Raw genomic sequence first — 14,543 nt, forward strand, 5'->3', positions numbered from 1 at the left:
GCTCGTGCTCGCTTCCGGTTCGCGATGATCCTTGCGACCTGGGCGGCGGGCGAAATTGAGCGGACAATGCGGCCGTGAAGCTTTAAGGCCCGCCGGTTCACGCTGGCGGGCTGGGCGTCTCTCGCAACTGCCCTAGTAGGCGCGGCGGCCGTGCCGCCGATAAGCTGCGGGGTTTTCCACGCCCGCGAAGTATGGATTTATGGCGCACTCTGCGGCGCGGCCCGATGCCGAAGCATTGCACTGAGGCAGCGATGTGTAGCTGCAATCGTAATAGTTGGCCCCCGCGCGGTAAACGTGCAGGCAAACCGGATAGGCCGGATTATACGTCTGAGCTGCCGCCGGCTCTGTTGATTCCATCCCGATTGCCAAAATCGCCAAGGCCGGAGTACGCATTGGAATCTCCTTTCGGACATTGAGAACGCGCGCGAAGCTCCACGAGCCAGTACTTCGATCGTACCCCGCGGAGGTCGCGACTGCGCCTGACGATCGCTACCAGCCCGCTGGTCACGCTGGCGGGCCGTCCCTTCTAAACTTCATTGCGATCGGTTCCGTTCCCGATGAGGAACTATACCGCTTTGGGCACAAGTGGACAGAACTGATTGCCGGTTTTTCCTATGCTCATGACCACCTGGCGACCCCATTACCGCCAAGGTAGCCTCCAAACGGCCCCGGCAACTTAGTCTTTTGCTGGGGCCGCTTTTGCGCTGGTGCCGATCAGCCGGACATAGGTCCCGCTCTCGTGCAGCTCGAGCCAGCCGCATTCAACCGCATACTTGATGCCGGCCCCAAACTCCGAGCCACTGGCTTTTAGCGTGTAAAGGAAGGGCGCGTTGACCTTCTCGATGTGGATGCGGCCGTCCTGGACAGCTTCAATAGTCGTCGCGAGTTCTATCAGCTTGCGGGCCGCGACTTCTGGGTTGGCGAAGGATCGTTCGGTGGCAAGTTTCATCGGTACCCCATAGCTGGCACGGTCTGCCTATTCCAATCGAAGTGTGGTCGGACATCGGCGCCTCTTCTGCCGCACGTCTGGCAGACGAATTTCGACTCAATATCCGAGAGCCGGACCTCGTCAGACCATCGATCCGCGCTTAGAGCAACGTGGTGGCTGCAACGATAGTCGGCGCAATAGATGAGGACGCCGCGCACACCCATCTCGCGCATCTCGCCAACGGTGATCTTTTGAGGCCGCATCTCGCCATCGAAATGCGGCGCAAGGCGGAGTCAAATTATCGATTCCTAGTATTTCGGAACGCGCGCGAGCTACTGCCTATCGTGGGTGTGGAAAGGCGAACCGCACAGGAAAAGACACGGCCGCGGCCGGCGGCGCGCGTCCACCGGTTGAAGCGGTAGCTTATCCACAATTCCGGCGCTGCGGGCATTTGCTTCGGCGCCGCCGGGATCCAAAATCAAAATCGCGACTCATCAGGGGAGCAAGCACATGCGCAACAGGGCGGAAGCAAATTCCGATGTTGAGGCGCGGATTGCTCAAATCGAGCAGATGACGTTAGACCAGATCGCGACGTTTCAGGGCAGGATGCTGTCCGATATTACCACCGGTAGAATTGCGCCAAGAGAAGCCAGCGCCCTAGATCGCGCTCTCCGAAAACGTTTGAAAGTGATTGAGCGGGGACTGCGCGAGGGCGGCTGAGGCGCGAGGCTTCCGTCCCGCGCTCACACCGCAGTTGAATGGCCCGCCGGTTCGCGCTAGCGGGCGTGCGAAACACGCCATCATATATTGCCGAGATTTCCCGGTTTTGGCACTATCTGCATAGACGCTCGTCCCGGTTGAGCGCAAGGTTCCCTCTCAATCGCGAGGGGGACATAATGACCGAGCGACTTATTCAGGCAGGCATTGTCACCGTAGGCACCGTGAACGCTGGCCTAGTCGTTTGGTTGATCCTGTCGCTTTGAGCCGCCTCAAGGGGCCGTGAGTGCGAGCGGGCCACGGTCCGCCATAAAATGCGCTTAAGGTCAAAGTTGCTTCCTTTTCCCGAACAACCAAGCACGATATGGACGTCACACAAGTTGCATAAGCAGGGGACGCTTATGGATTGGACGGAACGAATTTATCGGTTCAGCTTTGTCGTGCTGTCGATTTTCAGTGCTTTGGGGTTGGTATATGGATGATTCTATCGCTGTGACCCGTGCTACGCGGGGCGTTAGCCCGTATCGTGCGGTTAGGTCTTGGTGCGTGTCGTTCGCTTGGATTGCGCTTCTCGCGTTTGTTGCCTACGCGATCGCAAAGCTGCCCTGGTAACGCCTTAGGCAAATGCAGGCGCTCAACCCAACGGCCTTTTCTTTGTGCTCAGCGTAGCCACCAGCACCGCTGCCAATAAAACCCAGCCGGCGATATCGATCGTAGTCATGGCTCTGGGCCCTCCAGATCGTAGATGTAGTGTTTCGGCCCCGAGAAAAGTTCAAATTCTGCGTGTCATCGCTGGCGCGTGCGGTCGCTAGTACGTGACCCAATCGTAGGGACTCCGAATGCGCGCGGGCTCCTGCGCATCGGCTAAGCAACGCCCGATCGATTTCACGCTGGCGGCTCTTGCTCGGCGCGTACTCTGCGCAACTCGCGCTGCTCTTCCTTCCGAATCTCCCAGAGCCAAACGCACCCACCGATAAAGCCGGCCAGCGTGAATGTGCCGAGGGGTGTGCTTGTTGGTCCGTCTGCCTCGACGAGATTGCGGACGAAATAGATCGCGCTGACGGCGGTCAGCGTCCAGGCAATGAGCTTTCTCTCAATCACGTTTTGGTTACCCCGACTGCTACCCGGATCGCCTTCGCTCCCGGAATAATAGTCGAGTTTTTCAGCTAAGTCTTTGATTTGGCTTGGTGAGCGCGCTGGGGCTCGAACCCAGGACCCCGTGATTAAAAGTCACGTGCTCTACCGGCTGAGCTACGCGCTCCCATGGCCGCTGATGGCTTTCAAGATCGATCGCCATCGTCTTCGGACATTCGAGAAGCATGTCTTGCCGCTGCCTCAACTGGCGTCGCGGGGAAAAACCGGCTGTTTCCGGATCATGCTTTCGGCCCGCGCTGTGTAGGGGGACGGGGCGCTGAGGTCAATAGTGCGAGTGGCGGCCCAAACTCTTGGCGGAGGCGGGGATTCGCTCGCGCTTTCCGCCGCTTAGGCCAGAATTTTCAACTCGATTGGCGGCCCGCTATCCACGCCGAACAGCGCCGGTGGCTTGCCGGCGCGGAGGTTTCACCCGCGCCGAGAGGCCGTTCGTTCGTCAGTTCGCTTCCCGCCGGACCTCGCTCGGCACCGGCTGCGGCGTGCCGGCGGGGGTCGGCAGGGCCACGGGGCGCAGGCCGATCAGCTCGGCGGTGCGGATCGCGCTGTCGCGCCAGAACTGGAACGAGTTGATGCGGCTGAGCTCGAGGATCGCGATCGCGACCGCGGCCAGGAACGGCAGGCTTTGCAGCACCAGTACGCCCGCGAAGATGTAGATCTCGGTGATCTGGCGATAGCTGTTGGAGGCGATCAGCACGCCGGCGCCGATCACCAGCAGGGTGCCGATCACGGCCTCCCAGAACGCCTGGAACTCGATCGACATCCTGGACAGGCCGCCCTTGGAGGTGCGCGCGAACGCGATGTGCTCGGTGATGAGACCTTGTGCCACCGCGCGCGACACCGTCCATTGCACGCTCATCGCGGCGATCATCGCGCCCATCATCTGGCCGGGTTTGATCGCGACGCGCGCGCGGTACATCGACAGGAAGTGCGCGAGCGAGACGATGAAGGCGCCGATGATCGGCAGGGTCAGGATCTTGTCGGGGATGGCGATGTCGGCGAAGGCGACGATCGGCACCCAGATGAGGTTGAGCAGCGCCACCACCACGCCGAGGCTTTCGGCGCCGAGCCAGTTCAGCCAGCCCAAGCCATATTCGCGCTTCTGGTCGGGCGTCAGCCGGCTGCGGCCGGGCAGGAAGTGCCGCCAGTGCTTCTTCACGATCTGGAGGCCGCCATAGGCCCAGCGGTGACGCTGCTTCTTGAAGGCCTCGTAGGTGTCCGGGAGCAGGCCCTGGCCGTAGCGGTGATTGGTGTAATGGGTGGTCCAGCCGAGCTCCTGGATCGCAAGGCCGAGATCGCTATCCTCGCAGATCGTGTCGGATGACCAGCCGCCGGCCATGTCCATCGCGGCGCGGCGGATCAGGCACATCGTGCCGTGCACGATGATGGCGTTGGCCTCGTTGCGCTGGACCATGCCGATGTCGAAGAAGCCGGCATATTCGCCGTTCATGATGTAGTGCATAATCGACAGGTCGCCGTCGCGATGCTCCTGCGGCGCCTGCACGAGGCCGACGCGCGGGTCGGCGAAAGCAGGCACGAGGTCCTTCAGCCAGTCGGGATCGACGACATAGTCGGCATCGAGGATGCCGATGATCTCGGCATCGACAGCGGTGCGGTCCATTGCAATGCGCAGCGCACCGGCCTTGAAGCCCTGCACCTTCTCCGCGTTGATGAACTTGAAGCGTTCACCGAGCGTGCGGCAATGGTCCTGGATCGGCTGCCAGAACGCGGGATCGGGCGTGTTGTTGATGATGACGACGCATTCGTAGTTCGGATAGTTCAGCCGCGACAGCGCATCGAGCGTCTGCTTCAGCATCTCGACCGGCTCGAAATAGGCGGGGATGTGGATCGAGACCTTCGGGTAGTAATTCTCAGGCACGTTCTCGACCGGCTTGCTCTTGGAGAGCAGCCGCTCCGGCGGCCGGCCCAAGGCCACCGCCGCGATCTCGTCGACGCGCGCCATCGCGATGAGGACAAGGGGAACAAGCAGGATCATGCCGAGCGTGAGCGCGAAGGCCGAGCCGAAGATGAAATAGTGGTCATTCCAGAACGCGAACACGGTCGCGGCCCAGGCGCCGACGCCGTTGGCGGTCGCCGATAGCAGGAACGCCTGCCTGGCGGTCGGCTGTTCCAGCCGCAGGATCGGCAGCGACAGGAGGATGCCGACCAGCAGCGCAATTCCCATCAGCTTCCAGTAGTCGGGATTCTCGACCGGGCCGGTCCAGGCGAATTTCGGCTCGCGGCTGGCGTTGAGGATGCCCCAGTACGGGCCGACGCCGCCCTCGAAGTATTTCCAGGGCTGATCGATGGCTTCGACGATGTTGTATTCCATGCCGATGGCTTCGGCGCGGCTGACGAAGTTGCGCAGGGTCAGCGCCTGTTGGAACGGACCAGGGTCGGCGTTGCGAAGGTTGTAGCCCTGGCTCGGCCAGCCGAATTCGGCGATCACGATGCGCTTGCCCGGGAACAGATTGCGCAACAGGTTGTAGCGATCGACGGCCTGGTCGACGGCCTGGTCCGAGCGGAAGTTTTCCCAATAGGGCAGCACGTGGGCGGCGATGAAGTCGACGTTGGAGGCAAGGTCGGGATTGTCGCGCCAGATGTTCCAGATCTCGCCGGTCGTGACGGGCACGCGGACCGAGCCCTTCACCTTCTTGATCATGTCGATGAGGTCTTCGACCTTCTGCTCGCCGCGGTAGATCACCTCGTTGCCGACCACGACGCCGACGACGTTGCTGTTCTTGCGGGCGAGTTCGATGGCGGCCTTGATCTCGCGCTCGTTGCGATCCTTGTCCTTGTCGATCCAGGCGCCGACGGTGACCTTGAGGCCGAACTCGGCCGCGATCGGCGGCACCAGCTCGACGCCGCCGGTGGACGAATAGAGACGGATCGCGCGCGTCATCGTCGACAGCGTCTTCAGGTCGGCGCGGATTTTCTCGACGGTGGGGATGTTGTCGATGTCGGGGTGCGCCGCGCCTTCGAACGGGGCGTAGGAGACGCTGGGCAGCAGGCCCTTGAAGTCGGGCGCGGGTTCCTTGTCGCGCAGGACTCCCCAGATGCCGGCGTGAAGCACGGACACAAGCAACAGAACGGCGGCGACAACGCGCATCGCGGCTAAACCAAAAGGGGCTGAGGTGGCAGGGAAGCGGATCCGACCCCGAGATCCGACCGAGTCCGCGGCAAATGGAGCATACCTCTGCCGCGCGGTTTCACAACTGTCATGGCCTCATGACCGTATGAGGGCATGACAGTTTTGGAATGTGCGGCAGTGCCAACCGCTTCTATCGCCGATCGTTCCTGAACGGCGGCTGAAACGATCGCGGCTATTTCGAGGGCGCCGGTGTCGGGCTTGCCGCAGGCGCGGGGCTCGCGGCCGGCTGCGGGGCCTGCGAATTGCCCGTGGCTGGCGCCGCCGGCTGGGAGGCGCTGGCTGACGCCTGCTGCGGCTGGGATGCCGGGTTGATCCAGCAGGCGTGCACGCGGCTGTCCAGGGTCTCGGCGACCTTGGGATCGATCTGGCCGCCAAAGCGGGTCAGGCAGCGGAAGGCGGCCTGGATGTGGCCGCCGGGGCAGCCGAAGCGGTCGTAGAGGTCGAGATGGCGGAACGCGGTATCGAGGTCGTCGCGCCACATCAGCCGCACCACGCGCCGGCCGAGCCAGACGCATTCGGGGTTGCCGGCCGGGCCGTTGATGACCTGGGCTGCTTCGGCGAACTCGTCGGTGCGGCGCTGGTTCTGGGCGGCGTCCTTGGCGGCGGCATCGGCGGGCTGGGTGGTTGCCTTGCCCTGGTCCGGGGCGGGCGTGCCGCTCTGGGCGGAGGCGCCACCGAGACCGACCATCACGACCAGGGAGGAGACGGCCAAGGTGGCGGCGAACTGCCGCAGGACCGCATTTCGTAACTCGAACACCCGTTGCCGCATGAATTCCCCAATATATCAGCTGACCGCCCGCGCCAGGACCTCGCGGACTCGCCGGTGATGGCGTCCAAATGGGTCCCCAATGCGGCGGCAAAGTCCTGCCGAGTCCATGACCTGAATTTGAAATTTTGTCCAGCAAAGTCACGATCCTAGGCCTCTGTCGAACGGCCGCAGGTAAATTCCTCGGGGGAGGGAAGGATCCATCCCGGACACACCCCTTGGCAGATGGCGCGTGAGCAGGTAATCGACGGCACCTCGCGGAGGACGGAACCGATTTCTCTTCGTACGCCACTGGCGCTTCTGCTCGTTTCACTGGGTGCGATTGCTGCCGTGTGGTGGTGGCTGGCCACGCCAATCACGCTCGCGCGCGCCCCGATCGACCCGGCCGACAAGGTCCAATGCGTCTCGTATGCGCCGTTCCGCGGGGAACAGTCGCCGCTGAACGCGTGGACCCATATCGAGGCCGACCAGATCGAGCAGGATTTGCGCCAGCTCAAGGAGATCACCGACTGCGTCCGCACCTATTCGATGGAGAACGGGCTCGACCAGGTGCCGGCGATCGCCGCCAAGGTCGGCGGGCTGAAGGTGCTCCAGGGCATCTGGCTCTCCAGCAACCGCGCCAAGAATTTTGAGCAGGCCGCGCTCGCCGTCCGCCTTTCCAAGGAATTCCCCGGCATCATCACCAGCGTCATCGTCGGCAACGAGGTGCTGCTGCGCGGCGAGATGACGACCGCGGACCTCGTCTCCATCATCCGCTCGGTGAAGGCGCAGGTCAGCGTGCCCGTCACCTATGCCGACGTCTGGGAGTTCTGGCTCAGGAATCGCGAGGTCTATGACGCCGTCGACTTCGTCACGATCCACATCCTGCCTTATTGGGAGGATGTTCMGGTGAAGGCGAAGTTCGCAGCGAGCCATGTCGAGGCGATCCGCGAGCGCATGGCGGTCGCGTTCCCCGGCAAGGAGATCCTGATCGGCGAGACCGGCTGGCCCAGCGAAGGGCGCATGCGCGAGGGCGCGCTGCCGTCGCGCACCAACCAGGCGCGCGTCGTCTCGGAAATCCTGGGCCTGGCGAAAGCGAACAAGTTTCGCGTCAATCTGATCGAGTCCTATGACCAGCCCTGGAAGCGCAAGCTGGAAGGCACCGTCGGCGGCTATTGGGGCCTGTATGACTCGGTGCGCCGGAACCTGAAATATCCGCCGGGCCAGCCGATCAGCAATTTCCCGTACTGGAAATGGTACATGGGCGCCGGCATGGGCCTCTGCGTGCTGGTGTTCGCCGTCGCCGGCCTCACGCTGCGCAGGCGGCCGTGGACGCCGCGCTTCTCGGCCTGGCTCGGCGTCGCGATCTCGGCGACGTCAGCGGGCACCCTGCTCGGGATCGGCGCCGACAAGATGTACTATGAGAGTTACGGCATCGGCGGCTGGCTGCACTGGGGCGCGCTGCTTCTGGCCGGCATCCTGTCGCCGATCTTCTGCGCGCAGGCGATGGTGATCGGCCGCAGCCTTCCGACCTTCCTCGATCTGCTCGGCCCGCGCGAGGGCCGCAAATGGTCGAAGCTCACCGCCGTGCTCGGCCTGACGCTGGCGGTGACCGCGGTGATCGCGGCGCAGACCGCGCTCGCCTTCGTGTTCGACTCGCGCTACCACGACTTCCCCTACGCCTCGCTGACGATGGCGGTGGTGCCGTTCGCGGTGCTGATGCTGAACCGGCCGCAGATCGGCCAGCGTCCGATGGCGGAATCGGTATTCGCGGGCCTGCTCACGCTGGCGGCCGCCTATGTGCTGTTCAACGAGGGCCGCGAGAACTGGCAGTCGCTGTGGACCTGCGCGATCTACTTGCTGTTCGCGTTCACGCTGTGGCGGGCGCGGGCCGAGCAAATCCAAGAATGAACAGGCCGATCGCAAGGCCCGACAGCACGACATTGTAGAGCACGATGCCGAGGCCGGCGGCGACGATGCCGACGGTCAGCAGCACGATCGACGGCCGCATCAGGTTCAGCGTCGCAACCACCAGCGCGACGATGCCGAACACCGAATTCTTGAACAGCACCGTCGAGACTGTGCGCGCCTTGCAGATCAGCGTCTGCAGGCCGGCGTCACAGGCGAGGCCGACGGTCGAGTTCTCGATGCCGAGATAGCGCAGATAGATCGCATAGCCGACGGACACGAAACCGACGACGATCAGGAACTGCACCTGGTAGGGCGTGAGGCGGAAGGGCTTTTTTGTCATGGGCGCAATATGGTCGGGATGACGGGAGGGGGCAACAGGCGAGGTGGATATTTCTGATCGCTTGCGCTGTTCGACGAGTCATTGCTCGACGGCCATTGACGCCCCAATTTGATGAGAGGCCGCAGTGATCTAACTCGTGCGCGTTCCTACCGCCTGAAGAACGACGACAGCGTCGATCCCGCCGAGGCCGTCTCCGGCTTCGCCGGTGCGGCCGGCGGCTGAGGCGCGGGTGCAGGCGCGGGCTCCTCGCGCTTCGACGAGCGCTTTGAGGAGTAGCTGCGGCGGCGCTTCTCCGGTTTGGCGGCAGGCGCGGGGGCCGGCGCGGTCTCGGCTTGCGGGACGGCGTCCAGGTTCTTCTCGGAGTTCTTCTCCTGAACCCGGTCCTGAGTCTTCTCTTGTCCCTTCTCCGCTCCGCCGCGCATCGAGAGCCGCTGGCCGTCGAACACGGTGGTCTCGCAATGGCGGTCGTTCTCGGCGAGGCCCGCGCAGAGCTTTGCGGCCGCGGCGGCATTGATCAGCGGGCCGGCGCCGAGGCGGAGCTGCATGCCGAGGCCGGCATTGCCTTCCTTGATCATGATGATCGGCCGCAGCGCCGCGATCTCCGGATTGGACTTGGTCAGGCCGCGCCAGAGCGCGCGCAGGCCGTCGAGCGAGTTGGCGCCGCCAAGGTCGATGGCGAAGCGCGTCTGCTGGACCGCGATTGCAGGGGCCTCGCTCTCGGCCGTCTCCGGCGGCTTGGCTGGCGCTGCGGCGACCTCGGTCGGGGCGGGCGTCTGTTCGGGCTTCTTCTCGGCGGCCTTCTCCGTCGTCTCGGGCTGCGTCAGCTTCGATGCGGCGGGATCGGGTGGCGCCATGATCGACTTGGATGGCACCAGTGGAAGCATGGGCGGTGCCGACGTTGTCAGCGGCGACTGCGACACCAGCGAGGCCATGGCGGCGTTCTGCGGCGGCGGGATCAACTGATCCTTTGCGGCCTCCTTCACAGCGTCTTTTGTCGGCTCCTTCGCCTGGTCCTTCCCGGCTGCCGCGCGCGGCTTGTCACTTGGGGGAGCCGGCGTCGAGGCGACCGGCGCGACGGTCGGCGCCGCGGGCTGGGTGTCAGGCGCCGGCGCGTCCTGCGGCTTCGCGCTCTGCTTGACGATGGCGCCGGTGACGGAATCCATCCCTTGCTCGAGCACGGTGACGCGCGAATAGAGCCGGTCACGATCGGTGTTCAGCGTCTCGATGGCGGAGGCGAGGCGGCGGGCCTCGTTCTGGCTCTCCTTGGTCAGCATCTGGAGCCGGTCGGCCTGGCGCGACAGATCGGCCGACGCAACCTGGTCACGGCGCCAGCCGAGCTGGGCCTGATTGGCCATCACGGCCATCACGACGGCGCCGACGGCAACCACGCCCCACGCGCCCAGCCGCCACATCATGCTGCGGTCGACCGCGCTTTCCTCGGCCAGAAGTCCGGAGAACAGCCCGCCGGTCTCCTTGGTCCCGAAGGCGTCCGCCAGTGGGTCGGAATCCTTTGCCATGAACGTTAAGTGCCCAGCCCCGAACAGCTTCCCCGAATCAATCAGGGAACATTAACAGGAAAACCCCGTCGCACTTGAATTCCGGGCGTTTGCGGGGGTAGCAAGGCGACAGCTCATGACGGCATCGGCCTGCCGCCGCCCGTTGATTCGGCCATGTTTGACAGGATTTCGATGACCGCCCGTTCCAGCCTCACGATCGTACTCGCCGCCGGCGAAGGCACGCGCATGCGATCGAACCTGCCGAAAGTGCTGCATCCGGTCGCCCACCAGAGCCTGCTCGCGCACGTGCTCGCCGCCACACCGAAGGGAACCGGCACCTCGCTCGCCGTCGTGATCGGCCCCGACCATCAGGCGGTCGCGGACGAGGCGAAGCGCATCCGTCCCGATGCGCTCACCTTCGTGCAGGCAGAACGGCTCGGCACCGCGCATGCKGTGCTGGCGGCGCGCGAGGCGATTGCGCGGGGCGCGGACGATCTGCTGATTGCCTTCGGCGACACGCCGCTGATCTCGGCCGAGACCTTTGCGCGGCTGCGCGCGCCGCTTGCGAAGGGCGCAGCAATCGCCGCGCTCGGCTTTCGCGCCGCCGATCCCACCGGCTATGGCCGCTTCATCGTCGAGGGCGACCGTCTGGTCGCGATCCGCGAGCATGCCGATGCCAGCGCGGACGAGCGCAAGATCGATCTGTGCAATGCCGGCCTGATGGCGATCGACGGGCGCCGTGCGCTCGCGATCCTCGACAAGATCGGCAATGCGAATTCGAAGGGCGAGTATTATCTGACCGACGCGGTCGGCGTCGTTCGTGAACAGGGATGGGAGGCCGTCGTGATCGAGACCAGCGAGGACGAGGTGCGCGGCATCAACACCAAGGCGCAGCTCGCGGAGGCCGAAGGCGTGATGCAGGCGCGCTTGCGCAAAGCGGCGATGGAAGCAGGCGTCACGCTGATCGCGCCCGAGACCGTTTATCTGTCCGCCGACACCGTGTTCGGCAATGACGTCACCATCGAGCCGTTCGTTGTGATCGGTCCGGGCGTGTCGATCGCCGACGGCACGGTGATCCATTCCTTCTCGCACATCGTGCAGACCACGCTCGGCAAGAACGTCTCGATCGGCCCCTATGCGCGGCTGCGACCCGGCACCTCGCTCGGCGACGGCGCGCGCATCGGCAATTTCGTCGAGACCAAGGCCGCGACGCTGGAGGCCGGCGTCAAGGTCAACCATCTCTCCTACATCGGCGACGCCACCATCGGCGCCAATTCCAACATCGGCGCCGGCACCATCACCTGCAACTACGACGGCTTCAAGAAGCACAAGACGATCATCGGGCAGGGTGCCTTCGTGGGCACCAACTCCTCTCTCGTCGCGCCCGTGAAGATCGGCAACGGCGCCTATATCGGCTGCGGCTCGGTGATCACCCGCGACGTGCCCGACGACGCCATGGCGCTGGAGCGCAATCAGCAGACGATCCGGGAAGGCGGCGCTGCGCGCTATCGCGAGATGAAGACCGGCGGCAAGAAGCCGGAAAAGAAGCCGGAGAACTGAGCGCCAACTGCGGTGTCGTCTCGCTTTGTGCGCGATCTCTTCAGTTTTTTGATCGACACATTCGTCACGGGCATGGGGCGACTGCTGCTACGGGAGATGAACGAGTACGATCCGCCCGAGATTTTGGCCCTCGTCATCGGGCTGGCGTTCTGGGCGCTAGTCGTTTTCCTCGTGTATGCTGCGGTGCTGGGGTGGTGAGGCTTCCGCTACTCGTCGTCGGAGAATTCCGAGAAGATCGCGCGCGTCAGGCGCCAGCCGCGCGGCTTGGCGCGCTTGGCCGGCTCACCGGCAGCGTGCTTGACGAAGACGGGTTTGCTTTCCTTGCCGCGCTGGGGCGGGGGCCAATGCGCTAGATGCGTGCCCGTGGTTTCACTGGCGCGCAGGAACGTCGATGACAGACCTTTGCGGTCGGATGAGCCTTTCATGGCCTTATTCTCCTGTCCCGGAATCGTTGGCCAAACTTGTTGACAAGGAGTTAATGCGCGCGGTTTAAGGCCGGCCAATTCGACGCAGTCGAAGCCGGATGCGAAACGGTGCTGTCTCAATCAGCAATAATTATTGAGTATCTGGTTCCTTAGGAACTTCGCTAAAGACCGAGCGGATCGTTTAGGCGATTTTTCGACGATTTGGGGGATATTGATCCGCATGTGCGGGATTGTCGGCATTCTCGGGCGCACGCCGGTTGCAGAGCAATTGGTGGATTCGCTCAAACGTCTTGAATATCGCGGCTACGACTCCGCGGGCGTCGCCACGCTCGAAGGCAAGCATCTCGCGCGCCGCCGCGCCGAGGGCAAGCTGAAGAACCTGGAGAAGCGTCTCGAGGCCGAGCCGCTCAAAGGCACGACCGGCATCGGCCACACCCGCTGGGCCACCCACGGCAAGCCGACCGTCAACAATGCCCATCCGCACGCGACCGAACGCGTTGCCGTGGTCCACAACGGCATCATCGAGAATTTCCGCGAGCTGCGCGAGGAGCTCGAGAAAAAGGGCACGGTGTTCCACACCGAGACCGACACCGAGATCGTGCTGCATCTCGTGGACGATCTGCTCACGCGCGGCAACAAGCCCGTGGAAGCGGTGAAGCTGACGCTGGCGCGGCTGCGCGGCGCCTTCKCGCTCGGCTTCATCTTCGCCGGTGACGACGATCTCATGATCGGCGCCCGCAATGGCCCGCCGCTCGCGATCGGATATGGCGACGGCGAGATGTATCTCGGCTCCGACGCCATCGCGCTCGGCCCCTTCACCGACACGATCAGCTATCTCGAAGACGGCGACTGGGTCGTGCTGACGCGCAAGGGCGCCACGGTCTTCGACAAGGACGGCCATGCCGTCCAGCGCGAGAAGATCAAGCACGCCGCCTCGACCTCGCTGGTCGATAAGGCCAATTACCGCCACTTCATGGCGAAGGAAATCCACGAGCAGCCGGAAGTGGTCGGCCACACACTAGCGCGCTATGTCGACATGGCGACCGAGCGCGTCTCGCTGCCGGTCAAGCTGCCGTTCGACTTCAAGAGCATCCAGCGCATCAACATCACCGCCTGCGGCACCGCGAGCTATGCCGGCTTCGTCGCGAAATACTGGTTCGAGCGCTTTGCGCGCGTGCCGGTCGAGGTCGATGTCGCCTCCGAATTCCGCTACCGCGAGGCGCCGTTGCGCAAGGGCGATCTCGCCATCTTCATCTCGCAGTCGGGCGAGACCGCCGACACGCTGGCCGCGCTGCGCTACGCCAAGGCTGAGGGCGTGCACACGGTGGCCGTCGTCAACGTGCCGACCTCGACGATCGCGCGCGAGAGCGAGACCGTGCTGCAGACGCTCGCCGGCCCCGAGATCGGCGTCGCCTCGACCAAGGCCTTCACCTGCCAGCTCATGGTGCTGGCAAATCTTGCGATCGCGGCCGGCAAGGCCCGCGGCGAATTGTCCGACGAGGACGAGACCAAGCTCGTTCATGGCCTCGTCGAGATCCCGCGCCTGATGTCGGACGCGCTCACCACCGAGCTCCAGATCGAGAAGCTCGCGCGTGAGATCGCCAAATCGCGCGACGTGCTCTATCTCGGCCGCGGCACCAGCTTCCCGCTCGCGCTCGAAGGCGCGCTGAAGCTGAAGGAGATCTCCTATATCCATGCCGAGGGCTATGCCGCCGGCGAGCTGAAGCATGGGCCGATCGCGCTGATCGACGAGACCATGCCGGTCGTCGTCATCGCCCCCTATGACCGCGTGTTCGAAAAGACCGTCTCCAACATGCAGGAGGTTGCCGCCCGCGGCGGCAGGATCATCCTGATGACGGACGCCMAGGGCGCGGAGGAGGCGACCGTCGAGTCCCTCGTCACCATCGTCATGCCCGATATGGCGGCCGCGTTCACGCCGATGGTCTATGCCGTCCCCGTGCAGCTGCTCGCCTATCATACGGCGGTCATCATGGGCACCGACGTCGACCAGCCGCGCAACCTCGCGAAATCGGTGACCGTGGAATAGGCAGAAGGGATCAGGCCGGAACGCTAGGTAGTCTTCCAAAACCTGCTAGAAGACCCTAGCTTGAGTGCAGCGAC

General features: G+C 64.1%; 13 protein-coding genes and 1 tRNA gene. 5 read left to right on the forward strand and 9 right to left on the reverse strand.

Going from position 1 to position 14,543, the window contains the following annotated elements:
- Positions 1-132: 132 nt before the first annotated feature.
- Both AC1DW2_RS34205 and AC1DW2_RS34210 read right to left on the reverse strand, forming a co-directional pair.
- On the reverse strand, positions 133-393 hold the full coding sequence (locus tag AC1DW2_RS34205) for a DUF3551 domain-containing protein (RefSeq protein ID WP_477008188.1): 261 nt from the start codon (positions 391-393) through the stop codon (positions 133-135).
- Positions 394-676: 283 nt separating this feature from the next.
- Complete coding sequence (locus AC1DW2_RS34210) at positions 677-949, reverse strand: hypothetical protein (RefSeq protein ID WP_063982644.1); 273 nt, start codon at positions 947-949, stop codon at positions 677-679.
- A 489-nt stretch (positions 950-1,438) separates the two neighbouring features.
- Here AC1DW2_RS34210 and AC1DW2_RS34215 point away from each other — a divergent pair, with 489 nt between their 5' ends.
- The gene (locus AC1DW2_RS34215) at positions 1,439-1,648 is read left to right on the forward strand and encodes a hypothetical protein (protein WP_477008189.1); all 210 of its coding nucleotides are present in this window, start codon (positions 1,439-1,441) and stop codon (positions 1,646-1,648) included.
- An 882-nt stretch (positions 1,649-2,530) separates the two neighbouring features.
- Here the strand turns inward: AC1DW2_RS34215 and AC1DW2_RS34220 are convergent.
- The 4 genes from AC1DW2_RS34220 to AC1DW2_RS34235 all read right to left on the reverse strand — a co-directional run bounded on the left by AC1DW2_RS34220 (position 2,531) and on the right by AC1DW2_RS34235 (position 6,714).
- Positions 2,531-2,746: a hypothetical protein gene (locus AC1DW2_RS34220; protein ID WP_477008190.1), complete on the reverse strand. Its 216-nt coding sequence runs from the start codon at positions 2,744-2,746 to the stop codon at positions 2,531-2,533.
- 84 nt (positions 2,747-2,830) lie between these two features.
- Positions 2,831-2,906: transfer RNA gene (locus AC1DW2_RS34225), tRNA-Lys, on the reverse strand.
- A 327-nt stretch (positions 2,907-3,233) separates the two neighbouring features.
- Positions 3,234-5,903, reverse strand: coding sequence for a glycosyltransferase (locus tag AC1DW2_RS34230; protein ID WP_477008191.1), 2,670 nt, complete (start codon positions 5,901-5,903; stop codon positions 3,234-3,236).
- 214 nt (positions 5,904-6,117) lie between these two features.
- Positions 6,118-6,714 carry a hypothetical protein gene (locus AC1DW2_RS34235; RefSeq protein WP_063983204.1) on the reverse strand — a complete coding sequence of 199 codons (597 nt, stop codon included), beginning with the start codon at positions 6,712-6,714 and terminating at the stop codon, positions 6,118-6,120.
- A gap of 222 nt (positions 6,715-6,936) precedes the next feature.
- Here AC1DW2_RS34235 and AC1DW2_RS34240 point away from each other — a divergent pair, with 222 nt between their 5' ends.
- Positions 6,937-8,601, forward strand: coding sequence for a glycoside hydrolase family 17 protein (locus tag AC1DW2_RS34240; RefSeq protein ID WP_477008192.1), 1,665 nt, complete (start codon positions 6,937-6,939; stop codon positions 8,599-8,601).
- On the opposite strand, the gene AC1DW2_RS34245 is transcribed toward AC1DW2_RS34240, so the two are convergent.
- A complete protein-coding gene (locus AC1DW2_RS34245; RefSeq protein WP_028147889.1) occupies positions 8,561-8,941 on the reverse strand; it encodes a hypothetical protein in 381 nt (126 codons plus the stop codon). The two genes, AC1DW2_RS34240 and AC1DW2_RS34245, sit on opposite strands and share 41 nt — an antisense overlap.
- A 146-nt stretch (positions 8,942-9,087) precedes the next feature.
- Entirely contained in the window at positions 9,088-10,458 is a 1,371-nt protein-coding gene (locus AC1DW2_RS34250; RefSeq protein WP_477008193.1) for a hypothetical protein, read from the reverse strand.
- Between the two features lie 171 nt (positions 10,459-10,629).
- Between AC1DW2_RS34250 and glmU the strand changes: the two genes are divergently transcribed.
- The gene (gene glmU, locus AC1DW2_RS34255) at positions 10,630-11,997 is read left to right on the forward strand and encodes a bifunctional UDP-N-acetylglucosamine diphosphorylase/glucosamine-1-phosphate N-acetyltransferase GlmU (RefSeq protein ID WP_477008216.1); all 1,368 of its coding nucleotides are present in this window, start codon (positions 10,630-10,632) and stop codon (positions 11,995-11,997) included.
- A 27-nt stretch (positions 11,998-12,024) separates the two neighbouring features.
- A complete protein-coding gene (locus AC1DW2_RS34260; RefSeq protein ID WP_259257485.1) occupies positions 12,025-12,195 on the forward strand; it encodes a hypothetical protein in 171 nt (56 codons plus the stop codon).
- Positions 12,196-12,203: 8 nt separating this feature from the next.
- On the opposite strand, the gene AC1DW2_RS34265 is transcribed toward AC1DW2_RS34260, so the two are convergent.
- Complete coding sequence (locus AC1DW2_RS34265) at positions 12,204-12,422, reverse strand: hypothetical protein (RefSeq protein ID WP_071913760.1); 219 nt, start codon at positions 12,420-12,422, stop codon at positions 12,204-12,206.
- 220 nt (positions 12,423-12,642) lie between these two features.
- Between AC1DW2_RS34265 and glmS the strand changes: the two genes are divergently transcribed.
- Positions 12,643-14,469, forward strand: coding sequence for a glutamine--fructose-6-phosphate transaminase (isomerizing) (gene glmS, locus AC1DW2_RS34270; protein ID WP_477008194.1), 1,827 nt, complete (start codon positions 12,643-12,645; stop codon positions 14,467-14,469).
- The last annotated feature ends 74 nt before the right edge of the window (positions 14,470-14,543 follow it).

This window comes from Bradyrhizobium sp. P3_C3 (assembly GCF_056402655.1).